The organism is Thalassotalea euphylliae (assembly GCF_003390335.1).
Taxonomy (GTDB): domain Bacteria; phylum Pseudomonadota; class Gammaproteobacteria; order Enterobacterales; family Alteromonadaceae; genus Thalassotalea_F; species Thalassotalea_F euphylliae_B.
Genome location: NZ_QUOU01000001.1, coordinates 2,417,108 through 2,442,517 on the forward strand (window position 1 = coordinate 2,417,108; position 25,410 = coordinate 2,442,517).

A 25,410-nucleotide genomic window follows, 5' to 3' on the forward strand; every position below is an offset into this window, starting at 1 on the left:
TTGTCTTCAACTTCACTAAGCCAATCACCGGTGATTAAGTCTCGTTCAACCCAAGCAACACAACACCTTCAAGTACCTTTTATGTCGCCTAAACCAGCTTGTTTTACGCACCAGGTCCGCAATCAATACAGTTAAGTGGTGGCTGTGGCCCCATACCCATTTCTTTCTGTAACACCCTTAAACCAGTCCGCAAGCCCTCTTCAATGACAGGATGATAGAATGGCATTTGTAACACCTCGCTTACCGTCATACGCATTTGAATAACCCATGCAAGCAAATGCGCGAGATGTTCATGGCGCGGCCCTATCATCTCGGCACCAAGCAAACAACCAGACTCTATATCGCCGTATAGCCTCATCAAACCTTTATTTACCAGCATCACTCTTGCACGTCCTTGGTTTTCAAAACTGACATCGCCTGCAACAAACTTGTCGCCGCTTTGCAAAAGCTCGGCGTAAGACTTACCGACTGTGGCGATTTGTGGATCGGAGAAAACGACACCAAGTGGCACTTTTCTGGCGCGTTTAAACACCTCAGGGTAGCGACCTGCATTTTCGCCAGCTAATCGACCTTCATCTGAAGCTTCATGCAGTAATGGCAAGTCTCCGTTAACATCGCCAGCGATGAATATATGACTGTTACCACATTGCAGAGAAAGCGTTTCGTACAGAGGAATACCCCGCTCGTCGCGAATCAAGGTTGTGTTTTCTAATCCCAAGTTACCGACATTAGCTCGCCTACCCGTAGCAGCGAGCAAATAATCAAACACTTGCACTTGTTCTTGGGCTTCAGGTGCAGAAGCAAAAGTAACTTCAACTCCTTCGTCAATACGCTTTATCAAATTCACTTCGCTAGCACTATGAAATGGAAACTCTGCTTTGAAAGTGTTGATAGCATAATCTTTAACCAAAGGATCTGTCAGGGGACCTACCGAGTTACCGGCACCAAACAATTGAACGTTAACACCAAGTCGATGAAGTGCTTGCCCTAATTCCAAACCAATAATGCCCGCGCCAAATACAGCAACAGACTTGGGGAGGTCATCCCAGTCGAACACGTCATCATTGGTGATAAGCAAATCTTGAGCTTCTTTCAAGAGCTCGGGAATATGTGCTTTTGAGCCCGTTGCTATCACTATCCTATCGGCCTTTAAAAATTGGCCATTTGATAGCGCCAAGGTGTGGTCATCTACAAAACTCGCATATGCTTTAATGCGATGCTCAGACGCAAATTCATTGATGTCGGCCTTGACGAAGTTTACAAAGCGGTCTCGTTCACTCTTTACCCGCTCCATCACCACAGAGCCCATTACTTTGGGGACCCCTACATCTAAGCCAAATTGCTGAAATACTTTGGTATGGTGACGCGCTTCTGCCGGAGCAATAAGCAACTTTGAAGGCATGCAGCCAACACGAGCGCAGGTTGTGCCATACTCCCCACCTTCAATTAAAGCAATATTATCAGTAAACTTGAGCGCTTCACGGTAAGCGCCCATGCCGGCGGTACCAGTCCCGATAATTGCGATGTCTACCCGTTTCATTTCATCATTCATTCTCATTTGCTCCAATCACTAAAAAGCCTATCGTTGGCTAACTAGCCTTATGTCTACCCGATGTATTTAGGTTCTTCTGCTGATAGAAATAAACTTTCACTTTTTCGAAAACCTTGGCACTGACCACAAGTCCGATAGCCCCTAATAAGACGGGCTCCATCAAGAACCACCAGCCCTGTTGGCTCTGAATAATTAAAATGGGATTGGCGCCTGCTGGCGGGTGTAGAGTGTTACTGAGCACCATCATAGTAATGGCCAACCCAGTCGCAACGGCAACAGCCCAAGCACCAAAACCAATGTATTCTGCGAACAATAAACCAATAGTCGCAGTTAACACGTGCCCACCAATAACATTTAGAGGCTTTGAAAAAGGACTCAAAGGTGCAGCAAACAACAATACAGCTGTAGCCCCAAACGGCGCCATTAATAGTTGCCAATCACTAGTCATTGATTGACCAAGCGATAATAGTGCAATCCCCAGTGTCGCTGCCATACCACCGAGCATAGCTGTAAGTATCTTTTCCATGCTAAATCTCTTCTTATTAGGTAGACCAATCTGTCTACCTTTGTTTTATAATGTAGACAACTCGGTCTACCTGTGTCAACATCATCTCATCAAAAAAGGTGAAAAAATGAACGAAAAAAGACAGCACTTATTAGAAACAGCATTGCAGCTTTTTTATCATTATGGTGTGCAAGCTGTTGGAATTAATGAAATTCTCAAAACATCAGGAATTGCGAAAAAGACGCTTTACCACCATTTTCCAAGTAAAGATGAGTTAGTGATTGCGGCATTGAGTATGAGAGATGAAAGGTATTGTGCTTGGTTTGAAGGTTTATTAGTTGGCTCTGCATCCAACGACGAATTAGCGGAACGAATATTTAACGGCCTGTCTCAATGGTTTAATGATGAAGTGGGTAGCCTAGATAAATTTAGAGGGTGTTTTTTTATTAACACATCAGCTGAGTATAGTGACGCCAGCTGCCCAATATCCATTCGCTGTAAAGAGCATAAACAAAGGATCAAAGCGATTATTGCTAGACATTTAGTTGAACCTGACGAAACGTATTTAGAATTCCTATGCACGTTAAAAGAAGGAGCAATCGTCTTAGCTTACGTATGTCAAGACAAGCAAGCCGCGGAAAAAGCGTATGCAACGGTAAGAAAATTTATTAGTAAATAATAAAGATTAAATGAAGCAAACCTTGATTTTTGACTTTGTAGTGAGCCGAATCAAGCCATATAGTAGGATACACGCTATCTAGGCTGCGCTCTTGACTGGAGTTTCATTGAGGGATTAGCAGCCCTGTTACAGGAGGTAATATACGGCTGCTTGCAAACGAGTCCAGAAACAAAAATGGGCACTCGAATAGAGTGCCCATTTTCATATCAATATGGCGGTGAGATAGGGATTTGAACCCTAGAGGGGCTACAAACCCCTGCCGGTTTTCAAGACCGGTGCTTTCGACCACTCAGCCATCTCACCAGATTTGTTCCCTTTGCTTGGGAACGAGGCGAATATTAAAGAGTTGATATTCGCTTGTAAAGCGTTAATGTTAAAAATAAATTTGTTTGTCTTTATTTTAGGCAAACCACATATTTTTAGAACAAAAAGGTTAAAATTTAATGACTAAGTGTCGCTGTCCATGGCTAGATGACTCTAAGCCTGACTATGTAAAATACCATGATGAAGAATGGGGCGTCCCCGTTCATGATGATAAAACCTTGTTTGAATTTTTAATATTGGAATCGGCTCAGGCAGGCTTGAGCTGGTACACCATATTAAAACGCCGCGCGGGTTATCGAAATGCCTTCGCTCACTTTGATGTAACGGCGGTGAGTCAGTTTACCCAAGCTGATGTTGAACGGTTAATGCTAGACGCCAGTATTATTCGCAATCGCAAAAAGATTGAAGCGGCAATTAATAACGCGCAACGTTTTATTGAAATACAAAAAGAATTTGGCTCCTTTGCACGTTATCAATGGGCATTTGTTAATCACAAAACGATAGTTAATGCATTTTCAGCGCTGAGTGATTACCCTGCGACGACCGAAATATCAGACAAGATGAGTAAAGATATGAAGAAGCGCGGTTTTAAATTTGTTGGCTCAACAATTATTTACGCTCATATGCAAGCCTGTGGCATGGTAAACGATCATTCGGTAGACTGTTACCTAAGGAAACAAATAATTGATCTCTTTCAACAAGAAATAGCGTAGTAATTTAAAAATCCACGTGCCATAATATGTCAAGCATTGACCATTTGGGCTTGAACTTTTTCAACTAGCCCAAATCTACATAATTAGAAATAAGTTCATAGAGGAAAGTTTATGCAAACAAATATGAATCTAGGTACTGCAAGTCAAAGTAGTGCGATTGAAATTAACAAGGTATTACGCAATACCTACATGCTATTAGGCATGACCTTAGCGTTCAGTGCGGTAACGGCTGGTGTTTCAATGGCCATGAATTTATCGCATATGGCTGCATTAGTCATGACGTTTGTTGCATTTGGTTTACTATTTGTTGTCAACAAGCAAGCGGACAAAGCCAGTGGTATCTTCTGGATTTTTGCATTTACAGGTTTAATGGGCGCTTCACTTGGTCCATTGCTTAACATGTACGCAGCCATGCCAGGTGGTCCTTCATTAATCATGCAAGCATTAGGCGGCACGGCGTTAATATTCTTTGCGCTTTCAGGCTATGCATTAACCAGTAAAAAAGACTTCTCATTTATGGGTGGTTTCTTAATGGTTGGTTTAATTGTTGTAATTATCGCAGGTATCGCGAACATCTTTTTCGCTATTCCAGCGGTATCGCTAGCATTAAACGCAGCAATTGTGATGATTATGTCTGGTTTAATTTTATTCGACACAAGCCGCATTATTCACGGTGGTGAGCGCAACTACATTCGTGCAACAGTGTCTTTATACCTAAACATCTACAACTTATTCGTTAGCTTACTGCAATTATTAGGTGCATTTAACTCTGACGATTAATTCTCACTGGATATTGAGATATAATAAAAGCCCCGCCAAGTGCGGGGCTTTTTGTCACTTAAAATTTATTCAATGGAAAGCTCGTGTCAGTTTACACTTTAGTGGTTACTACCCCGCCCCATCAAAATAATACCGCCACCGCATTAGAGTTTGCTCAGGCTACATTAGCGGCCGGTCACACAATTAATGGTATTTTTTTCTACCGCGACGGTGTGCTTAACGCCAGCAAATTAACCGCTATGCCCAGCGATGAATTACAAGCCATCTCAGCTTTTGTCAAACTCAACGAAGATCATCAAGTGCCACTTCATTTGTGTATCACCGCAGGCGAAAAACGCGGACTAACCGATGATCAACAAACAATGAATATTCACAGTGCATTTACTGTTTCAGGTTTAGGCGAGATGGTTGAGCTATCAACCAATGCAGATAAGGTCATTCAACTATGAGCGCATCGGGCACTACTGATTTACTGGCAGTGATCAATACACAAGCACCATTTGCGACAAGCCATGGTAAAGACGCGTTAGATTTAGCGTTAATTTTTGGTAGTTACGAACAGCCTGTGTCGTTATTTTTTATAGGAGACGGTGTTTTTCAGCTTATTAACCACTGCGACGGCGCGCGTTTGAGTATTAAAGACTACTGTAAAACGTTTCCCGCCCTCTCTTTTTACGATATTGAAAACCTATATATTTGTGAAGACTCCGCGAAAGCGCGAGGTTTGCAACCTGACAACTTCATTGATGACGCACAGTTAGTGAGCAATGCAGTTTTTAAAGCACAACTGAGCAAACACAAATTTGTTTTAACTTTTTAATACGAAAAAAATAACTTATGGCTAGTATTCACCTAATCCGAAACTCTGCTTATAGCGATGCTAACATCTTAACTGCCTTGTCTTTACTCAATGCCGACGACCTAGTCGTGTTCATAGACGATGGTGTATACAATGTGTCACACCCCGGCATTCAACAACTGCTGGTAAATAATATTGGCATTCAAGTTTACGTGATCGAACATCACATTCAAGCGCGAGGGATTACAGCGCCTGTTAACATTGAAAAAATTACCATGGCAAATTTAGTTGCCTTAACTGACCAATCAACACAAGTGATTACTTGGCAATAATATGCAATTTAATAATCAAACTATTGAACTAGACCAACACGGTTATTTGAAAGATCACCTGCAATGGAGCGAAGCACTCGCGCCAGCACTCGCAGCACAGGACAACATTGAATTAACCCAAGCACACTGGGAAGTTATTCGCTTTGTGCGCGCGTTTTACCTGAAATTTAACACATCGCCTGCCATTAGAGCGTTAACCAAGGCAATGAAGGAAGAGTTTGGAGAGGAGAAAGCAAATAGTCGCTATTTATATCGTTTGTTTCCAGAAGGACCAGCCAAACAAGCGACAAAATACGCGGGTTTACCTAAACCCGCGCGCTGTATTTAATCATTAAGAGCTACTTAAACGTTAAACTTTAATATTAACGTTATTGCCCGAAGTTGCCGTTGGTGGGCTAACCTGCCCGCCAGCTAAACTTGATTCAATCAAGTCAACCGCAATTTGCCCTTCTACTTCTGTTTGAGTATTTTCTCTACGTGCGCCAATAACTTCTAACGCGTTACCACCGTCAACATTAACGGGTGTTGATGAACCTACAGTTAAAGCCATAACTTACCTCTTGTTGTATGACACAAATGCCAGTTTGAACTAGTTTTTATCAGAAAAGACGTATTTCCTAATTGTTGTATCGGCTAAGCGCTAGCAAACTTTAATGCCAATTTATCAATTGCCAACATAATCTATCCGGTGTTCGTGCGAGATATCAGACCTAAAAAAAGCGCCTAAGCGCTTTTTTTATTTAATGCTGCTTTAACAACACTGTTGTCGAGCTATGCAACCGGTAATGTCGGTACAATAATGCCCGCCATTTCTTGCATCACTCTCACTACTTGGCAGCTGTAACCAAATTCGTTGTCGTACCATACGTAAAGCACAGCGCGATCTTCATCAACAATTGTTGCTTGTGAGTCAACAACACCAGCGTAGCGTGAACCCACAAGATCGGTTGATACGATTTCAGTTGATGCTGTGTAATCTACTTGGTTTTGTAAGTCAGAATTCAGTGAAATATCGCGTAGGTAATCATTTAATCCTTCAGTAGTTGTCGCTTCTTTCAGGTTTAGGTTCATAATTGCCATTGAAACGTTTGGTGTTGGTACGCGAATAGCATTACCTGTTAATAAACCTTTTAATTCTGGCAATGCCTTAGCAACAGCCTTTGCTGCACCCGTTGAAGTAATAACCATGTTTAATGGTGCACTGCGACCACGGCGTGGTGACTTGTGGTAGTTATCAATTAAGTTTTGGTCATTCGTGTAAGAGTGAACAGTTTCTACATGACCATTTTTGATACCAAACTTATCATTTACCGCTTTTAACACTGGCGTGATGGCATTCGTTGTACAGCTCGCTGCCGAAACAATCTTATCTTCAGCTAAAATCATGTCGTGGTTAACACCGTACACGATGTTTTTGATATCACCTTTTGCTGGCGCAGTTAACAATACTTTGGCTACGCCTTTTGATTGTAAGTGCTGGCCTAAACCTTCTTCGTCTGACCAAATACCTGTGTTATCAACAACTAATGCGTTATTGATACCGTATGCTGTGTAGTCGATATCAGCTGGTGATTTAGCGTAAATAACTTGAATAAATGCACCATTAGCCTTGATCACATTGTTTTCTTCATCAATCGTAATACTGCCGTTAAATGAACCGTGTACGGAATCGCGACGAAGTAAGCTGGCACGCTTGGCAAGATCACCCTCTTTACCTGGGCGAATAACGATGGCGCGTAAGCGCATTTTTGACGAAGGACCGGTTTTCTCTATTAGTAAGCGAGCCAATAAACGACCGATACGGCCAAAACCGTAAAGCACAACATCTTGCGGAGCTGGCTCTTGACTGTTGCCAGACAAAATATCAGCTAATTCTTTTTCTAAGTATTGCTCGATAGTTAAACCGTTAGCACCACCTAAAAACAGGTAGTGATAAGCTAATTTACCAATATCAATACGCGCAGGCGATAAAGACATCTTGGTTAATGCTTCTAAAAATGGGAAACTCTCACGTAAGCGCAACTTACTTTCTTCGTGCAAAGCTACTGATTTATGAGCTTTAACGATATCGATAGCCGAGGCATTAACTAATGGACGACCATAAACAGCAACTTCAATCCCTTTATTGCGAAAGAGTTGGCTGATCATCGGTAACATGTTTTCGGCGAATGTTTGGCGTTCTTGCCAGCTAGCTTGATATTGTTCCTCAAGATGAGAAGTCATTACTTAAACCTTATATTTCCGTAGGGTGATGTTTAACTATTATCAATGTTTTAATATGACGTTATGATTAATAATAGCTACTCGCTTGATGCGGGCGTCATTGTAATGCACAGTGAAAGTTTTCGCTACTACCTACATTAAAAATTCCATGTTTTGCTTGAGTATTAAATGAAACATTTATCTCCTTTATTCTTACTCCCTTTATTTCTTGCTGGTTGTGACACGGGCCCTGATCTGGCCAAGATATGTAAAGAATCGCCAGTTATGTGTGAAGAATTTATTGAGGATACCTGGTGTAAAAAAGAGCGTGTGAAGACAATTTATAATAATTACCTGCTATCGCAAACAGGCGAAGACAAACAAAAATTCGATTTATTAGTTGCTTACGAAGAATACGCCGCTTGTATGGATCACGCATCGCAAATTGAACATATAAAGTTGAAATACAAGAAGCGAAACCGTATTGATAACTCAATAACCGCCAAAGCCCGAATCAAAGAAATAAGCGAGGATACATTGCACTCTGAGCACCCAGAGTTACTTTTTTACCACTGGTCACGTTATTTGAATGAAGCAGCACTCGCTAAGTTTTTGGCGATGGAAGGTAATGAAGTGCTGGAAACTGCTGAATCTCAGTTCAATCTTGCGACTTATTACATTAAACGCGACCCAGATAAGACGCTAGATCTTTTGTTTCACGCGTTAGAGCTGCAATCTACTGACAACCCCGTCAACACCGAAATATTTAAGTCGATCACATCAATTTTCACCGATAAAGAAGAGTTTAAGCAGGCCTATATTTGGTTAAAAATCTTAACCTTATATGATCCAGAAGACGTTGATAGCAGCGAACAGGGATTAATTTCGTTTGGCCAGTTTCATGAGCTAGATACTGAGTTTCTCGATAAAGTCGCCAATGCAACACTTGATAAGATTACCGATGGGACATTTACTGCACCTCGACACTAGGTGCAGTAATTTAATAGCTTTTAAGAATTGGACTAACCTGCTAAATCGTGCTCGAACACTAAACTTAACGAATTCACACAATAGCGTTTGCCGGTGGGCGCAGGCCCATCATCAAAAACATGGCCTAGATGTGAATCACAATGCTTGCATTGGATCTCTACCCTCACCATATTGTGTGTCAAATCCTCTAAGTATTTAACATTATCGGCTAAACAGTCGTAAAAGCTCGGCCAGCCACAGCCAGCGTTGAACTTAGTTTCAGAAGAGAACAAAGGGCACTCGCAGCAAGCACAATGGTAATTGCCAGCCAACCAATGATCATTGTATTTACCAGTAAAAGGCCGTTCAGTTGCCGCTAAACGACACACCGCAAAGGCTTCTGGCGTTAGTTTTTCTTTATAACGTTCATCAGTCATTAGCGCCTCCTGGATGACTCAGTCAAATTGTTACTCGCTAGATTTTATGTGCTTCTATATTTTTTATGCTTTTATAGCTTTTGTATTGGGCGCTCTGGCGACGACCATTCAACATGGTATTTTTTACCCGCTGCTTTGTCAGTGCGCTCAAATGTGTGCGCGCCAAAGAAGTCTCGCTGCCCTTGCAGTAAATTGGCAGGTAAAACCGCAGAGCGCATTGAATCATAGTAAGCAAGCGACGATGATAACGCTCCTGCAGGTATGCCCATAAGTGTGATTTCTGCGACAGCTTGTCGCCAATTTGCTTGATGTGCATTTAGTTGCTGAACGAAGAACTCGTCTAAAAACAAGTTTTCTAAATCTTCATTGCGCTCAAATGCCTCAGTAATTGACTGCAAAAATACCGCGCGAATGATACAGCCAGCACGCCAGATTTTAGCGATACTCGCGAAATCAAGCGTCCAGTTGTGCTCTTTTGCCGCCAGCTTCATTAACTGGAAGCCTTGCGCATAAGCACAAATTTTTGCACAGTAAATGGCATCGTGAAGGCGACTAATAAAGGCGTCCTGCTCACTTGCCGATAAACGCTTTTGTTCAGGGCCTTGCAACATTTCAGCACCTGCGACGCGCAACGCTTTAAATGATGAAATTGAACGCGCGTATACCGCTTGTGAAATTGTTGGTGCTGGGCAGCCAACCTCTAAACTACTCACGGCTGTCCACAAGCCAGTCCCCTTTTGACCTGCCTTATCTAAAATAAGATCAACTAAAGGCGTTTCATCTTCGATTTTATGGCGCAAGACTTCAACAGAGATTTCCATTAAGTAGCTGTCTAGTGGCCCTTGGTTCCACTTCTCAAACGTATCGGCAATGTCGTCGCAGCTCATTCCTAAACCACTACGCAATACATGGTAGGCTTCACATATGATTTGCATATCGGCATATTCAATACCATTGTGCACCATTTTCACGTAGTGACCAGCACCTGCTGGCCCAATATAGGCTGCACACGGGTCACCGCCATCAATAATTTGGCCTGGCTCAGTGCGCTCTATTGGCTTACCTGTGCTTGGTTCAACCTTAGCAGAAATCGCTTCCCAAATAGGCTTAATACGAGTCCACGCATATGGCGAGCCACTTGGCATAAGTGCAGGGCCAAAACGCGCCCCAACTTCACCACCAGATACAGCTGAAGAAAATAAAATAAACTGATTTTTGTAACGCGCTTCGCGCTCTACAGTATCAACCCACAAGCTATTGCCGGTATCGATGACAATATCATCTGGCTGGATGCCTGCGCCAATCAGACTTTCACAAACTTGGTCAACGGGAGAGCCAGCAGGAACTGATAATACAATTAAGTGGGGAGCTTTTAGTTGGGAGAGAAGTTCTGTATATGAAGAGCAACCGTATACTCGTTGCGTGTCCGTTTTGTTTTCTAATTTATCCTGCTCTATTGCGTCGTCCACTTTCTCTTGGCTTAAATCAAAAGCCGCAATCTTGTAGCCATTGTCCGCTAAATTTAGCACCAGGTTTTTACCCATTACACCTAAGCCGATAAAGCCGATGTCACACAATACTTTCTCTTGTGTCATATTCTTTTTCCGAGGGTTAATACAGAGGAAATTGGCGCATCAATGCGCCATGTTTCCACTATTTTATCATGGGAATTAACATTACGCTTTAGTTAAAACGTATAAAGCTGTTAATTTTTCTTGTTTTTTTAGTAACAATCCGAAATTTAATTTAACAAAATTACATAACACTAAATTTTACCCTTGTATTTTTCATTTATTGGTGTAATTTTACTACATAAAGAAATTTCAGGAAAAATCATGACTATTAAAGTAGGTATAAACGGCTTTGGTCGCATCGGTCGTTTCGTTTTCAGAGCGGCACAAGAACGCCAAGATATTGAAGTCGTTGGCATTAATGATCTTATCGATGTTGATTACATGGCCTACATGCTGAAATACGATTCAACTCACGGCCGTTTCAGTGGTAATGTCGAAGTCGTTGAGGGCAACCTTGTCGTCAACGGGAAAACTGTAAGAGTAACCGCCGAACGCGATCCTGCGCAGTTAAAGTGGGACGAGCTAAACGTTGATGTGGTTGTCGAGTCTTCTGGCCTTTTCCTAACCGATGATACGGCGCGTAAGCACATCGCGGCAGGTGCTAAGAAAGTCGTATTGTCAGCCCCTTCTAAAGACAGCACCCCAATGTTTGTTATGGGCGTGAACCACGATGAATATCAAGGCGAAGATATTGTGTCGAACGCTTCATGTACGACCAACTGTTTAGCGCCAATCGCAAAAGTACTCAATGATAATTGGGGTATTACCGACGGTTTAATGACAACCGTTCATGCAACGACGGCAACCCAAAAGACAGTTGATGGCCCTTCAGCTAAAGATTGGCGCGGTGGTCGCGGTGCAGGCCAAAATATCATCCCTTCATCCACTGGTGCGGCAAAAGCCGTTGGTAAGGTAATTCCAGCATTAAATGGCAAGCTGACAGGTATGGCATTTCGCGTCCCAACGCCTAATGTCTCTGTTGTTGATTTAACGGTCAATCTTGCTAAGCCAGCAACTTATGAAGAAATCTGCCAAGCAATGAATACCGCCGCTAGAGGTGAATTATCGGGCATTTTAGGCTACACAGAAGATCACGTTGTATCGACTGACTTCATTGGTGAAAAATGTACCTCAGTATTTGATGCTGGCGCGGGTATCGCATTAACCGATACCTTCGTCAAAGTTGTATCTTGGTACGACAATGAAATTGGTTACTCGAATAAAGTACTGGATTTGGTAGCTTATATTTCAAAGTAGAACGAGTTTTCGTTAACACAGAAATTCGTTTTATTCATTAATAAGCAATGAAATAGAACAAGGTCGGTTAATACCGACCTTTTTTCTGCCTGAAAACAAGTCAATTAATTTATTCTCATTCCAGTGCAGCAGTTTTATCTGATTGGCGAAAAATACTGACACATTGAAGTGCCGTAAATGATATTAATCGTGAGTTTTAACGTTAATTTTGCTAAACAGCGCTCTGTTTATACTTCACTGCACATTAAGATCGCCGAGTGCTTGAAAAAATAAGTAATAGCGCGGCCAGCATGTTTTGATCAAACGGGTAACGAGCCGCTTGGATAGCCTAAATAACACTGTCGCCATAACACTCCCACCTTTTTCTAGCATCAAATAAAAAAGGCATAAAATAAAAAACGCTTAGTGAAAACACCAAGCGTTTTAGTATTGAGTTTACCCGAGTGACGCAAATACCTACTGTCACCTGAGTAGTCACCTAAATATTTCGATTAGGAATTTGTCATTTAACGGTCGCAGCCTCAACATGCGCACGTGCTTCTTGCGCAAGCTGCGTAATCGCAGACCAATTTTTTTGCTGGACAATCGCATCAGAAACTAACCATGAGCCACCACAGCAGGCAACGTTGCTCAGCGCTAAATAGTTATTAACGTTGTTTAAATTTATGCCGCCTGTTGGGCAAAATTTGATATTGGGAAAGGGGCCACCTATGGATTTTATCGCTTTAACACCACCAGATGCCTCAGCCGGGAAAAACTTAAAGTGATCGTAACCGTAATCAATGCCATCCATTAGCTCAGAAATTGATGAAATGCCAGGGATTAATGCAATGTCCCCCTCGTTACCCGCCTTTAGCAAGTCTTTCGTTAACCCTGGGCTGATAGCAAATTTTGCGCCCGCGTCGCTAGACTGTTGTAGCAATTCACGATTAGTGACCGTACCAGAGCCTACAACCGCCTCTGGCAACTCCTTGGCAATCGTTTCAATCACGTTTAAAGCTGATGGGGTACGCAGCGTGACTTCCAGAACTTTGATATCCGCTTTTAACAACGCTTCAGCGATTGGTAAGGCATCTTCAACGCGTTCGATAACAAGTACAGGCACTATTGGTCCCATTGCAAAAAGTTCAGATGGCTGTAATTGCCATTTCTTTAAATCCTTCATAATGCCTCTTTCTTTTCTTGTATATCGTCTTGTAATTCGTGTTGAAGATTGTCTTGCATTAGGTAGGCAGTAGCACCCAATATTCCCGGTTGAGATGCAGTGATGACATAAGTGGGGATGTTTTGATTTAAGCCCGTCATGCGCCCTTTTTCTTCAAACCGCAGCCTAAAATCACTTTCTTTGAAATACTCAATAAAGCGCGGCACTATGCCACCGGCAATATAAACACCGCCGAAACTGCCTAGCGTTAACGCTAAATTGCCGGCAAAGCTGCCAAGTGTTTTGCAAAACTGTGCTAACGCGAGTGCGCAGACTTCGCATTGATTGGCCAATGCGCGCGCGGTAATATCCTGTGCTGGTAGCTCGCTGGCAACCGATGAGTTATTGCTCGCAAGCGCTTGGTAAATTTGTTCAATACCTAAGCCAGATAACAGCTGTTCATAAGAAACATGCTGATATTTGGTTTGTAAATACGCCAATATTTCCATTTCTTGTGCATCTACAGGGGCAAAATCAACGTGTCCGCCCTCACCGCTCAAACTTACCCAGGCATCTTCTTGCTGGACTTTTTGCCGGATAAGGTTTGCAACCCCTAGCCCTGTGCCTGGACCGCATACCGAAATTGGTTTATCAACAACAGGCTCACCACCGCCTATTTTCACTTTCTGATCATCACTGAGCATTGGAATGGCATGAGCAATGGCAGTAAAGTCGTTGATAAGCAGTAATTTGTTAAGGCCAAGCGTTGCTTTCAATTCCGTTTTTGAGAATTGCCAAGGTAAATTCGTCATGACCACAAGGTCATTTTCAACAGGGCACGCGATTGCAAAGCAGGCATTAATTGCCTTTTCAGCGAGTTGCTCTTTCTCAATAAAGTCACTAATCACTTGAGCTAAACTTGCATACTTAGCGCACTGATAAACCGTCAAGGCATGGTAACTGCCGTCTTGCTGAGCAATGCCAATTCTTAAATTAGTACCGCCAATATCGGCGACAATATTTACTAGATTTTCGAGCATTAATGCTCACCTTCAAGGTTGCCAAATAATGAACAAGCGCCAGTGTCTGCTGAGCTTAAACTTTGACGCATAAAGCCAAATAACTCACGCCCCATCCCTTCATGATGACCATTAACGTTAAACTTCGCCAATGGACGCTGCGCCAACTCTTGCTCGTCAACGAGCAGGGTTAATTCACCTGATTCACCATCAACCATGATCATGTCACCGTTTTGCACTTTAGCTATCCAACCCCCATCAAGTGCTTCTGGGCAAAGATGAATAGCGGCTGGTACTTTACCTGATGCACCAGACATACGACCGTCGGTCACCAGCGCAACTTTAAAGCCTTTGTCTTGCAGTACACCTAGTGGAGGCGTTAATTTGTGAAGCTCAGGCATGCCGCGCGCTTTTGGCCCTTGAAAACGCACCACCGCGACAAAGTCTTTTTCCAGCTCGCCCGCTTTAAATGCCGCTTCTAGCTCGTGTTGATCTTCAAACACAACAGCAGGTGCCTTGATCACTGTACTACCATCGCGAAGCGCTGAGGTTTTGAGTACGGAAGTCCCCATGTTACCTTTTAGCACCTTTAAACCACCGTCCGGTTTGAACGGCTGTTCAGTGGTGGCGATAACTTCTGGATCACCAGAAACGTCGGTACTGTCAACCCACACGAGTTTCCCGTTTTCGAGCACGGGCTGTTGCGTGTAGCGCGTTAAGCCACGACCACAAATAGTGTCAACATCTTCGTGTAACAAGCCTGCGCCTAATAGTTCTTTGAACAACAGCGCCATACCACCAGCTTGTTGGAAGTGGTTAATATCGGCATGGCCATTCGGGTAGATTCGAGTGATCAGTGGCACAGCATCAGACAAATCATTGAAATCCTGGAAATCAATAATGATACCGGCCGCTTTTGCAAACGCGATAATGTGCATGGTTAAATTCGTCGAACCACCGGTGGCAAGTAGCGCCACAATCGCATTGACGACAGAGCGTTCATCAACCATTTTACCAATTGGTAAGTAGTTTCCTGATTGCTGAGTTAAACGAGTGACTTGGCGTGCGGCCGCCTTAGTGAGCTCTTCACGCAGCTCGGTATTGGGTGCGATAAAAGATGCGCCGGGTAAATGCAGGCCCATCACTTCAACCACTAGCTGATTAGAATTTGCGGTGCCAAAGAAGGTGCAAGTACCTGCACTATGGTATGACGCAGATTCCGCAGCTAACAACTCTTCTTTACCGACTTCACCTTGGGCAAACTGTTGTCTAACGCGTGCTTTTTCTTTGTTTGGAATACCTGAAGGCATTGGCCCTGCTGGCACAAACACCGTTGGTAAGTGACCAAAGGTTAAACTCGCTAACAATAAGCCCGGCACAATTTTGTCACAGATGCCAAGCATTAACGCACCATCAAACATATTGTGCGATAGGCCGACTGCGGTTGACATGGCGATGACATCGCGACTCATTAAGCTAAGATCCATGCCTGGTTGCCCTTGAGTGACACCGTCACACATCGCCGGTACACCGCCAGCAAATTGCGCGACACCACCAGTTTCGGTTATCGCTTCTTTAATAATTGCAGGATAGCTTTCATAAGGCTGGTGCGCAGAGAGCATGTCGTTATATGCAGAAACAATGGCAATATCAGAGTGATTTAAACCTTTGAGCTTATTTTTATCTTCTTTGCCACACGCAGCAAAACCATGAGCCAAGTTGCCACAAGATAAACTCGCTCGATGAACAGTGTCTGACTTAGCGCGTTCGATTTTTTCCAAGTAAGCCTGTCGTGTGGGCTTACTGCGTTCAATGATGCGCTCAGTGATTGCCTTAATTTGGGGATTCATGGTTATTCCGCCCAGAAAACTTGTGTCATTAATGACTCGTGCTGTAAAAATGCGCGAATTGGCATGTGAGTTACATCTGAGTCGCTTAACGCTTGATTAAGCACGGTTTGTTTACTCTCACCGCAAATATGTAAAAAAGTGTTTTTACTTTGCGCAAGATAAGCGTAACTAAAGGTGATGCGCTGATGGGGCGCAGTTTGCGGCACAACTTTTAACAGCGGCGCAGCATCGCGTGATAACGCGGCGTGAATTTCATTACTGCAAGGAAACAATGATGCGGTATGGCCATCTTCGCCCATCCCGAGGATCAGCACATCAAAGGGTAATACCGTGGTACCTGCGGCCAGATTTAAATCTGCGAGTACTTCACTGGTGAGTTCATCACCTTGTTTGATGTGAAAGAAATTTGCATCTACCGCTTTGTTCTGCAATAAGTGTTCATGCACTAATTTGGTGTTACTCGCATCGTCATTAATGTCCACCCAGCGCTCGTCTGCCAAGGTAACGGTAATTTGCTTCCAAGGTAAGTCCATGTTTGATAGCGCAGCAAAAAAGCCCTTTGGCGTTGAGCCGCCAGATACCGCAATACTAGCCTTGCCCTTTGCTTTCACTGCACTTTCTAGAATCTCGGCCACTTGATTAGCTAGTGTCGAATCCAATTGCGCGCGAGACTCAAATTTGTTGATTGTGTTCATCGATTACTCCACCCAATGTCTGTCATCACGTGCGATCAGTGAAATTGACGCAACTGGCCCCCAAGACCCTGCTGCATATGGTTTTGGTTTATCACTGCTCGCTTGCCACGCATCAATAATGCTGTCTGCCCAGGTCCAAGCGGCTTCCACTTCATCGCGGCGGACAAACAATGATTGATTACCATTAATCACTTCCAGCATTAAACGCTCGTATGCGTCAACCACGCGCTCATTTTCGTAAGTTTTAGAAAAACTTAAATCCAGCTTGTTCTCGTGAATGTTCATTTGTGAAGCGATACCCGGAATTTTGTTCATCACTTCCAACTCCACGCCTTCGTCTGGTTGTAAGCGAATGGTTAGCTTGTTGGCTGGCAAATCGGCATAACTGTCTTTAAAAATATTGTGCGGCTGCTCTTTGAAGTGCACCACAATTTCACTGTGTTTGGCTGGCATGCGCTTGCCTGTGCGCAGATAAAATGGAACCCCTGTCCAGCGCCAGTTATCAATTTCCGCTTTTATCGCAACAAAAGTTTCTGTATTGCTATTTTTGTTGGCACCTTCTTCGTCGAGATAACCAGGCACAGCTTTACCCGTTAAGAAACCTTCTGTGTATTGGCCACGCACGGTTTTGTCTTTGATGTTTTGACGCGTGATAGGCAGTAATGCTTTGATAACTTTTAATTTTTCGTCACGAATGCTGTCAGCACTTAAATCAGCTGGCGGCTCCATGGCGAGTAGCGACAAAATCTGTAGTAAGTGATTTTGCACCATATCTCGCATTTGCCCAGCTTCGTCATAAAAGCCCCAGCGTCCTTCAATACCGACACTTTCCGCCACGGTAATTTGTACATGATCGATATAGTTACGATCCCAATTATTGGTGAACAAAGAGTTAGCAAAGCGCAATACTAAAAGATTTAGTACCGTTTCTTTTCCTAAGTAATGGTCGATACGGTAGATTTGATTTTCTTCAAAATGCTTAGACACCATATCGTTAATGACTTTTGATGAAGCTAAACAGTGGCCGATAGGTTTTTCCATGACCACGCGGTCTTGCGGCTCAATTAAGCCCGCATTGTGTAACCCCTCGGTAATATCACCGTAAATGGCAGGTGGTGTTGAAAAATAGTAAATACGCTCTGCATTGCCTTGCGCCAGAGTCTTAGCTAAATCACCATAACTCTCTGTGTTTTTGAAATCTAATTGCTGATAAACCAAACGGGCTAAAAAGCGATTTAATACTTGCTCATCAAGCCCTTCAGAAACGAATTGCGTTAAATTTTCCTTGGCAAATTCGATAAGGTCTTGATCAGAATGCTCATGTCTTGCGACACCGACGACACGTGTTTTTTCGTCGAGCAGGCCAGCTAAATCGAGTTGATATAGTGCGGGTAATAACTTTCTGCGTGATAAGTCTCCGAGTACGCCAAATAAGACGACTTCGACTGCTGAGCTGCTTTGTGCATTTTTCATATATAAATCTCTAGTTTACAAGCTGTAACTAAACTACATTTGCCGTTAATTTAGCGCTACTAAATGGCACAGTAAAGAACTTTTTGTAATTTTACTACACTTCATACGTATGTATTGAATAACTAATTCTAGACCGCTTGGCTAAGCTGCTTAATTATAGCATTGACCAGCGTTCAATTATTAAACACAGGTGATTTTTGTTTGATAAATAAGTAATCTGATGAATTATTGTAATAAATTTACACTTTCACTGTTATTTAACCAGAAAATAAATTACAGTTAGCAAAAAAAGATCTGGAAAAATAATATGAACATTTTAGAAAAGATCGCTAACGAACTAGACACCTTCAGCAAGTCTGAACGCAAAGTTGCTGAGGTAATATTAGCTTCGCCAAATACAGTTATACATGCGAGCATCGCCGCTCTAGCCAAGCAGGCTAATATTAGTGAACCAACAGTAAACCGGTTTTGTCGTCGTTTGGACACAAAAGGCTACCCTGACTTCAAATTGCATTTAGCACAAAGTCTTGCCAATGGTACCCCTTATGTAAATCGACACGTCGACGAAGATGATACCGCTGATGAATATACAGCCAAAATCTTTGAATCAACCATGGCCAGCTTAGAATTGGCGAGAAAAAGCTTAAATACAACCGCTGTGAATCGCGCAGTTGACCTACTGACACAAGCAAATAAAATCTCCTTTTTTGGCTTGGGCGCCTCTGCGGTGGTTGCACACGATGCACTGAACAAGTTTTTCCGCTTCAATGTTCCTGTGGTTTATTTCGATGATGTGTTGATGCAACGCATGAGCGCCATTAATAGCCAGCAAGGTGACGTAGTCATTGTTATTTCTCACACCGGACGCACAAAAGCCCTGGTTGAAGTTGCGGCTCTTGCAAAAGAAAACGATGCAACGGTTATCGGTATTACCACCGACGGTTCGCCTTTGGCAAAAGAATGTAGCTTAGTGTTGTCTGTAGACGTTGCGGAAGATACTGATTTATATATGCCAATGTCTTCGCGTATCGCACAGTTAACGCTGATTGACATTTTAGCCACTGGCTTTACCCTGCGCCGTGGTAGCAAGTTTAGAGATAACCTCAAAAAAGTAAAAGACAGTCTGCGCAGTTCACGATTCGAGCGCAAAGAATAAAAAAATAGGCATACTTAGGTATGCCTTTTTTAGTACCCACTTACACAGGATGAATCACAAAAATGCCTAGAAGAACCAAAATTGTTGCAACCTTAGGGCCGGCAACAGACAACAGAGAAACGCTAAAACAGGTGCTTGCGGCAGGCGTAAATGTTGTACGCTTAAATTTTTCTCACGGCACCCCAGAAGATCACATCAATCGAGCCAAGATGGTTCGCGAACTCGCCGAGGAGCTAGGTATTTACGTCGGCATCTTAGGCGATCTGCAAGGGCCTAAAATTCGCGTTTCAACATTTAAAGATGGGCCGATTACATTAGCCGTTGGCGACCAATTTGAATTAGATGCAGCGCTCCCCAAAGGTGAAGGTACCCAAGAAAAAGTCGGTATTGATTACAAAGCACTGCCCAATGACGTGTCGAGCGGCGATATTTTATTGTTAGACGATGGCCGTGTGCAGCTAGAAGTATTGCGTACACAAGGTACATCAGTATTTACCCAAGTGGTTGTCGGTGGCCCATTGTCAAACAACAAAGGCATTAACCGCCAAGGCGGTGGTTTAACTGCACCAGCATTAACCGACAAAGATAAAGAAGACATCAAGTTAGCCGCTAAGTTAGACGCGGATTTTCTTGCCGTTTCGTTTCCACGTGATGCTGCCGATATGCGCGAAGCGCGTTTGCTGGCACAAGAAGCTGGCTGTAAAGCCCGTTTAGTGGCAAAAATCGAACGCGCAGAAGCCGTTAACGACGACAAAGTGCTAGACGACATTATTCTGGCTTCTGATGTGGTGATGGTTGCCCGTGGCGACTTAGGTGTTGAGATTGGTGATCCGGCATTAGTTGGCAAGCAAAAACACATTATCGCCCGCACCCGTCAGCTTAACCGTGTAGTGATCACAGCTACGCAAATGATGGAAACCATGATCAGCCAGCCCATGCCAACACGGGCAGAAGTTATGGATGTATCTAACGCCGTGCTTGATGGTACAGACGCCGTCATGCTTTCAGCCGAAACTGCCGCTGGTCAATACCCAGTAGAAACGGTAACAGCCATGGCAGCAGTATGTTTAGGCGCCGAGCAACATCGCTCAGTGAATATGTCACGACACCGCATTGAGCTGATGTTTTCTGAAATTTCAGAGACCATCGCACTCTCAGCCATGTACGCCGCTAACCATTTAGAAGGTGTTAAAGCGATTATTGCGTTAACCGAATCAGGGCAAACGTCTAAAATTATGTCGCGGATAACTTCTGGTTTGCCGATTTATTCACTTTCTCGTCATCACAAAACGTTGACGAAAACCGTGATTTATCGTGGTGTTTATCCGGTGCAATTTGATTCAACACAAAGTACCGATCAATCACTGACCAACGATGTGCTTAAAGCTGTTATCAGCCAAGGTGACTTTAAAGAGAATGACAAGGTAATTTTCACTCACGGTGATTCAATGGAAACTGTTGGTGCCTCTAACACCATGAAAATTTTGAAAGTAACTAAAGAATTACTCAAGTAATTGATGACACCCAATCTGGCTGAAAGTCAGGCTGAAATAAACGTTACGCGAATCTAAATATCAAAATCAGCTAGTTTAGCACTTTACTTACTGGCTGATTTTTTCGTTCTAGGGAAGCTAAAACGAGGACCTACAACCACTTCAAACCTTTGTAAGATTGAGTTTTTAGCGATGCTAATCGGCTTGCTAAACTGCCGCAATGCGCTTCCAGTTTATGCCCACCGGGTTCTAAAAAGTAAACTGAATGCCCTTCACTCCTGTTGTCTTTCCACTGGTTAATACACCAGTCTACCAAACGCTGATAAAAGCCCTGAAAATGCTCGGCCTCAAGATCAAATGCGATATGACTGTAGTCTTTACGCGCTTTTATCGGTCTTGGAGAATAAGTGTAATGTGGTTTATTCCTTTGCCAACTCTTTAAAGTCATCAATATAGTCTTGAATACGGTTATTAAACCGCTTCTTTTGCTTGGCCGATAAGCTGTGCATCATATAGTAGAAGATATCAGTAAAGTTTCGATTGTTCTGTGCTTGAATTGCAACATACGCTTCACTTTTTAGCTTGTCTGGCGCAGCAATCAGCTCAGCAAACATCTGCTCATATTTTTGGACAGATAAATCTGGCGCAAGTGCCTCGCTAAAGGATTTGTGCCACGCTTTTCGATACGCTAACCAATCACTATATGTCGACTGAAAACCTTCACTCATCACACATAGTTGTGCTTTTTGCGCTTTAGTTAACTTACCTACCCATTTGCGAAACTGAGCTTGTTGCTCGATACATTCTTTTTTTACCCACTCGTCACGCGTTAAATTTTGATGCTCAGCTTGGTACTCTTCTTGGTTTTCGCGATTGTTTTCAGCAATACCAGCTAGTAAATCTTGGCGTTGCTCCTCATCTAATAGCTGAGTCAACGCAATCAGGTCTGGTTGTGCTTGCGCGCGCAGATTTTGCCAATGATCTCTCATGTGTTCGAGATGCGATTGAATTTGCTCGGGGGTAATCCCTTGGTTAATTTGCGTTTGCAGTGATTTAAGTTGATTGGCATAAGCAGTCAGCTGCGTTGCTCGGTGCCAGTCGTGTAATTGGCTAAACTTTTCATCGAATGCTTTCTGCTGCGTTTTGTTGAGTGACACATAGTCGTCGAGATACCAATCAACCCACCAATCTAGATTGTTGTATACGAACGTGAAGCTGCAACCCGTTAAAAATAACGCACAAAAGATGACGGTTGCCCACTGTTTACCACGTTTGATGAAGCTCACCATTAACACAACCCCTCAGTATAAATTATTGATTTAACACAATCTGTGTTTAAGTTAACTGAAATAAACTACGATAGTCAGAATACAACGGATTGTAAATACGCGGTTATGTCAGTAAATATTTCAAAACGCTTGGGAGTGAATAACAATGGCAACACGTAATAAACCACTAAAGATTGGCCTGCTCACCAGCGGTGGCGATGCCCCCGGAATGAACGCCGCCATTCGCGCTATCACCTTAGCTGCCAAACACCATAAGTTAATTTGCTATGGCTTCCACCACGGTTATAACGGATTAATCAATCAAGATTTCTGTATTTTACAACCTGATGACGTAACCAATATTATTCATCAGGGAGGTACTATTTTAAAAAGCGCGCGTTGCCCAGAAATGCTGAGCCCAACAGGTATTAAGCAAGCTGTTAGCTGTTTAATCAAAGAGAATATTGATGCCTTGATTGTGATTGGTGGCGATGGCTCTTTCAACGGTATGCTAGCCATACAGGAGTATTGGCAAGGTAAGTTAATTGGCCTACCGGGTACCATAGACAATGATTTAGACGGTACCGAGTTTACGATTGGTTTTTACACCGCAATTAATACAGCAATTAATGCGATTGATAAAATCCGTGACACAGCGGATGCATTCGATCGTGTGTTCGTTGTCGAACTAATGGGGCGTCATAGTGGCCAGATTGCATTTAATGTTGGGGTCGCCTGTGCCGCAGAGCAAATAATTTCCTTTGAAAATTTCGATCCACTAGCGCAGGAAGCTAAATTAGCCAAGATAATTGCTGATATTGAACAACAAAAGCAAAACAAAGCACACAGTTATTTAATAGTACTTGCAGAGAACCTTTGGCCCGGTGGCGCTCACGCACTAGGCGAAGCATTAAAGCAACAGGGTAATATCGATGTTGGTATTTGTGTGCTTGGTCATATTCAACGAGGTGGCTCACCCGTTGCTAAAGATAGAATATTAGCCACTAAACTTGGGGTCGCCGCAATTGAAGCGATTCTTTTAGAGAGATCCGGCATTATGATTGGTGAGTGCGAAAGCAAGATTACTTACACACCACTTACCAAAGCCATACAACACAAGAAAGTAGTTAACGATGACTTAATCAAGGTGTACGACAGTACGGCAAGCCATGCACGAGTTGATTAGTTTACTTAGTTTATTGCGTTACCGCTTGTTTTACTTTGTCTTTATAACTACGGCTAACTTTGAGTTCTTTACCACTATTCATCACTAAATAGTACTCGCCGTTAAGCTGGCTACAAAACTTCTGCACATAATTTTTATTGACTATGGTTGAACGGTGGCTGCGAATAAATATACGTGGATCAAGCAACTCTTCTAATTGCTTCATGGTTTTGCGTAAGATGTGTGTGCCCTCCTCGGTATGCACACACATATAGTCGCCCGCCGCATCAATCCATGAAATAGTATTGACGGGGACTCGGCTTAATTCGCCGCCGTCCTTGATAGGCAATACGTCAGAATACTGCGAAAGTGACACTGTTTGCTTGTTAGCTAATTCTTCCAAAATTGTATTTTGATCGTTACCTGTGACATCGCTCACCAGTTTAACGAGCTTATTTTTGTGCTCTGCGTCAGTTTTGCTTTGCAAGTGTTCGCGAATGCGGTCCATTGCTTGAGCTAGGCGCGCGTCATCAGCAGGCTTCATTAAGTAATCAACGGCATGTACGTCAAAGGCTTTAATCGCATATTGATCAAAGGCGGTAACGAAAACCACCATGGGCATAGATAAACCTTGCTCTATTAGTGCGTCTATGACTTCAAAGCCATTAATGCCGGGCATTTGAATATCGAGAAAAACGAGATCAGGGCGATGGGTCTTAATCGCCTCTATTGCTTCCCGGCCGTTACTACATTGTGCAACGATATTAATGTCATTATGGGCAGCTAAGCGAATGGCTAGACCTTTACGTGCTAACGGCTCATCATCCACTATGATGGTAGACAGCGTGGCAGTCATATTAACGTCCTATTAATGTCCAAGTTCGTAGGGAATTCTGATATTTACTTTAACACCTGAAGGCTTGTTTGAGGATACTACCAGTGAAAAATTATCTTTATAAAGCGCTGCTAAACGCTCGCGAGTATTTGCTAAACCCACGCCGTTTTCACGATGTAAATTGCCATTTTTGATCTCTGCACCAGGGCCATTATCGGCTAGCTCTACCAACAAATCATTGCCAAAGCGATTAACCGTGATAGCAATGGTACCGCCCTCTTCTTTTACTGCTATCGCATATTTAATTGCGTTTTCCGCAAGTGGCTGTAACACCATACTCGGCACTAAGGCATTAGCGCAGTCATCGGCAATATTAGTATCGACTTGCAAACGCTCTTCAAACCTTACCTTTTCGATGTCTAAATAAAGCTGTAGCGCCTGTATTTCGTTAGTTAAAGTAACTCGCTTCATTGGGTCTTTATCCAATGAATAGCGCAAGAACTCGCTAAGTTTGGTGACCATACCGTTAGCGGTATCATTTTCTTTCACCAAGATTAACGTAGAAATGGCATTAAGCGTATTGAACAAAAAGTGTGGGTTTAACTGGTAACGCAACATTTTTAACTGTGCTTGATGGGCAGCGGTATTCGCTTGTAATACATTTTGCTTTTCTTTTTGCAGCATCTGGTAGTACTTGATGCCAAAATACAAACAGCTCCAGCTCAGAATGATGTAGAACGACCAGACGCTCGATTTGGTGTAATACAACCAAAATTCAGGCTGCCAACCGTGCTTATAGATTTCCCAATAATTGATGTTTTTAATCACCTGCCAAATTACAGCAGTAACATAAGAGCTTAATATAACAACGGCAATAAGCTTTATCGGTGACAGGTTCCAAGCACGACGATAAACGTAGCGCAGCGGCACAGTAAGCATCCAACCAGCATAACTGTTCAAGAAGATAACGATGACAAATAAATCACGTAAATCATGCAACAAAGAACCAAGGAACTGAACTAAGGCAAAGCCAAACCAGCCTGCAGTATGCAGCAGCCAGAAAAAGCGATTGCGGTTTTCAATAAGAGCTTTCCAGTTCACAAACAACGACCAACACGGGTTAATAATCTAGTTACTGTAATTATGCGAAAATAGCTGTGAAGGCGCATTACGGTTAATCGTAACTTTT

27 protein-coding genes and 1 tRNA gene are annotated in these 25,410 nt (G+C 43.0%); 12 read left to right on the forward strand and 16 right to left on the reverse strand.

Features of this window, described 5'->3' with window-relative positions:
* Positions 1-103 precede the first annotated feature (103 nt).
* Positions 104-1,552 carry a dihydrolipoyl dehydrogenase gene (locus DXX93_RS10605; RefSeq protein ID WP_374188929.1) on the reverse strand — a complete coding sequence of 483 codons (1,449 nt, stop codon included), beginning with the start codon at positions 1,550-1,552 and terminating at the stop codon, positions 104-106.
* 37 nt (positions 1,553-1,589) lie between these two features.
* Complete coding sequence (locus DXX93_RS10610) at positions 1,590-2,078, reverse strand: HPP family protein (RefSeq protein ID WP_116008079.1); 489 nt, start codon at positions 2,076-2,078, stop codon at positions 1,590-1,592.
* A 106-nt stretch (positions 2,079-2,184) separates the two neighbouring features.
* Here DXX93_RS10610 and DXX93_RS10615 point away from each other — a divergent pair, with 106 nt between their 5' ends.
* The gene (locus DXX93_RS10615) at positions 2,185-2,736 is read left to right on the forward strand and encodes a TetR/AcrR family transcriptional regulator (RefSeq protein WP_116008080.1); all 552 of its coding nucleotides are present in this window, start codon (positions 2,185-2,187) and stop codon (positions 2,734-2,736) included.
* A gap of 212 nt (positions 2,737-2,948) precedes the next feature.
* On the opposite strand, the gene DXX93_RS10620 is transcribed toward DXX93_RS10615, so the two are convergent.
* Positions 2,949-3,039, reverse strand: a tRNA-Ser gene (locus tag DXX93_RS10620).
* A gap of 140 nt (positions 3,040-3,179) precedes the next feature.
* Here DXX93_RS10620 and DXX93_RS10625 point away from each other — a divergent pair.
* The 6 genes from DXX93_RS10625 (at position 3,180) to DXX93_RS10650 (ending at position 6,012) form a co-directional block, all read left to right on the forward strand.
* Positions 3,180-3,773 (forward strand): DNA-3-methyladenine glycosylase I, encoded by a 594-nt coding sequence (locus DXX93_RS10625; RefSeq protein WP_116008081.1) that lies wholly within the window; start codon positions 3,180-3,182, stop codon positions 3,771-3,773.
* Between the two features lie 111 nt (positions 3,774-3,884).
* On the forward strand, positions 3,885-4,553 hold the full coding sequence (locus DXX93_RS10630) for a Bax inhibitor-1/YccA family protein (RefSeq protein WP_116008082.1): 669 nt from the start codon (positions 3,885-3,887) through the stop codon (positions 4,551-4,553).
* A gap of 83 nt (positions 4,554-4,636) precedes the next feature.
* Positions 4,637-5,002 carry a sulfurtransferase complex subunit TusD gene (tusD, locus tag DXX93_RS10635; protein ID WP_116008083.1) on the forward strand — a complete coding sequence of 122 codons (366 nt, stop codon included), beginning with the start codon at positions 4,637-4,639 and terminating at the stop codon, positions 5,000-5,002.
* Positions 4,999-5,373, forward strand: a complete 375-nt coding sequence (gene tusC / locus DXX93_RS10640) for a sulfurtransferase complex subunit TusC (protein ID WP_116008084.1) — start codon at positions 4,999-5,001, stop codon at positions 5,371-5,373. The genes tusD and tusC overlap by 4 nt, the downstream gene beginning before the upstream one ends.
* Positions 5,374-5,390: 17 nt before the next feature.
* Positions 5,391-5,684 (forward strand): sulfurtransferase complex subunit TusB, encoded by a 294-nt coding sequence (tusB, locus tag DXX93_RS10645; protein WP_116008085.1) that lies wholly within the window; start codon positions 5,391-5,393, stop codon positions 5,682-5,684.
* Position 5,685: 1 nt separating this feature from the next.
* Positions 5,686-6,012 (forward strand): TusE/DsrC/DsvC family sulfur relay protein, encoded by a 327-nt coding sequence (locus DXX93_RS10650; RefSeq protein WP_116008086.1) that lies wholly within the window; start codon positions 5,686-5,688, stop codon positions 6,010-6,012.
* A gap of 21 nt (positions 6,013-6,033) precedes the next feature.
* Here DXX93_RS10650 and DXX93_RS10655 read toward each other — a convergent pair whose 3' ends face one another.
* Complete coding sequence (locus DXX93_RS10655) at positions 6,034-6,234, reverse strand: hypothetical protein (protein ID WP_116008087.1); 201 nt, start codon at positions 6,232-6,234, stop codon at positions 6,034-6,036.
* Between the two features lie 221 nt (positions 6,235-6,455).
* Entirely contained in the window at positions 6,456-7,907 is a 1,452-nt protein-coding gene (locus tag DXX93_RS10660) for a glyceraldehyde-3-phosphate dehydrogenase (RefSeq protein ID WP_116008088.1), read from the reverse strand.
* Between the two features lie 168 nt (positions 7,908-8,075).
* Between DXX93_RS10660 and DXX93_RS10665 the strand changes: the two genes are divergently transcribed.
* A complete protein-coding gene (locus tag DXX93_RS10665) occupies positions 8,076-8,876 on the forward strand; it encodes a DUF2989 domain-containing protein (protein WP_116008089.1) in 801 nt (266 codons plus the stop codon).
* A 32-nt stretch (positions 8,877-8,908) separates the two neighbouring features.
* Here DXX93_RS10665 and msrB read toward each other — a convergent pair whose 3' ends face one another.
* A complete protein-coding gene (gene msrB / locus DXX93_RS10670; RefSeq protein ID WP_116008090.1) occupies positions 8,909-9,292 on the reverse strand; it encodes a peptide-methionine (R)-S-oxide reductase MsrB in 384 nt (127 codons plus the stop codon).
* A 71-nt stretch (positions 9,293-9,363) separates the two neighbouring features.
* Complete coding sequence (gene gndA / locus DXX93_RS10675) at positions 9,364-10,887, reverse strand: NADP-dependent phosphogluconate dehydrogenase (RefSeq protein ID WP_116008091.1); 1,524 nt, start codon at positions 10,885-10,887, stop codon at positions 9,364-9,366.
* A gap of 240 nt (positions 10,888-11,127) precedes the next feature.
* Here gndA and gap point away from each other — a divergent pair, with 240 nt between their 5' ends.
* Complete coding sequence (gap, locus tag DXX93_RS10680) at positions 11,128-12,123, forward strand: type I glyceraldehyde-3-phosphate dehydrogenase (RefSeq protein ID WP_116008092.1); 996 nt, start codon at positions 11,128-11,130, stop codon at positions 12,121-12,123.
* 502 nt (positions 12,124-12,625) lie between these two features.
* Here gap and DXX93_RS10685 read toward each other — a convergent pair.
* From DXX93_RS10685 to zwf, 5 genes are read right to left on the reverse strand one after another with little or no spacing between them, the layout of a single operon-like run.
* Entirely contained in the window at positions 12,626-13,288 is a 663-nt protein-coding gene (locus DXX93_RS10685) for a bifunctional 4-hydroxy-2-oxoglutarate aldolase/2-dehydro-3-deoxy-phosphogluconate aldolase (RefSeq protein ID WP_116008093.1), read from the reverse strand.
* On the reverse strand, positions 13,285-14,307 hold the full coding sequence (locus tag DXX93_RS10690) for a glucokinase (RefSeq protein WP_116008094.1): 1,023 nt from the start codon (positions 14,305-14,307) through the stop codon (positions 13,285-13,287). Before DXX93_RS10690 ends, DXX93_RS10685 begins: the two co-directional genes overlap by 4 nt.
* Complete coding sequence (edd, locus tag DXX93_RS10695; protein ID WP_116008095.1) at positions 14,307-16,136, reverse strand: phosphogluconate dehydratase; 1,830 nt, start codon at positions 16,134-16,136, stop codon at positions 14,307-14,309. The genes DXX93_RS10690 and edd overlap by 1 nt, the downstream gene beginning before the upstream one ends.
* A 2-nt stretch (positions 16,137-16,138) precedes the next feature.
* Complete coding sequence (gene pgl, locus DXX93_RS10700) at positions 16,139-16,831, reverse strand: 6-phosphogluconolactonase (protein ID WP_116008096.1); 693 nt, start codon at positions 16,829-16,831, stop codon at positions 16,139-16,141.
* Between the two features lie 3 nt (positions 16,832-16,834).
* Positions 16,835-18,304, reverse strand: a complete 1,470-nt coding sequence (gene zwf, locus DXX93_RS10705) for a glucose-6-phosphate dehydrogenase (RefSeq protein WP_116008097.1) — start codon at positions 18,302-18,304, stop codon at positions 16,835-16,837.
* A 307-nt stretch (positions 18,305-18,611) separates the two neighbouring features.
* On the opposite strand from zwf, the gene DXX93_RS10710 reads away from it, so the two are divergent.
* Together DXX93_RS10710 and pyk are read left to right on the forward strand one after the other, a co-directional pair.
* Entirely contained in the window at positions 18,612-19,460 is an 849-nt protein-coding gene (locus DXX93_RS10710) for a MurR/RpiR family transcriptional regulator (RefSeq protein ID WP_116008098.1), read from the forward strand.
* Positions 19,461-19,522: 62 nt separating this feature from the next.
* Positions 19,523-20,974, forward strand: coding sequence for a pyruvate kinase (gene pyk / locus DXX93_RS10715; protein ID WP_116008099.1), 1,452 nt, complete (start codon positions 19,523-19,525; stop codon positions 20,972-20,974).
* Between the two features lie 130 nt (positions 20,975-21,104).
* On the opposite strand, the gene DXX93_RS21190 is transcribed toward pyk, so the two are convergent.
* Together DXX93_RS21190 and DXX93_RS10725 are read right to left on the reverse strand one after the other, a co-directional pair.
* Positions 21,105-21,401, reverse strand: coding sequence for a hypothetical protein (locus tag DXX93_RS21190; protein WP_181902201.1), 297 nt, complete (start codon positions 21,399-21,401; stop codon positions 21,105-21,107).
* On the reverse strand, positions 21,373-22,242 hold the full coding sequence (locus DXX93_RS10725) for a DUF6279 family lipoprotein (protein WP_116008100.1): 870 nt from the start codon (positions 22,240-22,242) through the stop codon (positions 21,373-21,375). Before DXX93_RS10725 ends, DXX93_RS21190 begins: the two co-directional genes overlap by 29 nt.
* A 145-nt stretch (positions 22,243-22,387) precedes the next feature.
* Here DXX93_RS10725 and DXX93_RS10730 point away from each other — a divergent pair, with 145 nt between their 5' ends.
* A complete protein-coding gene (locus DXX93_RS10730; protein ID WP_116008101.1) occupies positions 22,388-23,407 on the forward strand; it encodes a 6-phosphofructokinase in 1,020 nt (339 codons plus the stop codon).
* Positions 23,408-23,417: 10 nt separating this feature from the next.
* Here DXX93_RS10730 and DXX93_RS10735 read toward each other — a convergent pair whose 3' ends face one another.
* Together DXX93_RS10735 and DXX93_RS10740 are read right to left on the reverse strand one after the other, a co-directional pair.
* A complete protein-coding gene (locus tag DXX93_RS10735) occupies positions 23,418-24,242 on the reverse strand; it encodes a LytR/AlgR family response regulator transcription factor (RefSeq protein ID WP_116008102.1) in 825 nt (274 codons plus the stop codon).
* A gap of 12 nt (positions 24,243-24,254) precedes the next feature.
* Entirely contained in the window at positions 24,255-25,322 is a 1,068-nt protein-coding gene (locus DXX93_RS10740; RefSeq protein WP_116008103.1) for a sensor histidine kinase, read from the reverse strand.
* Between the last annotated feature and the right edge of the window lie 88 nt (positions 25,323-25,410).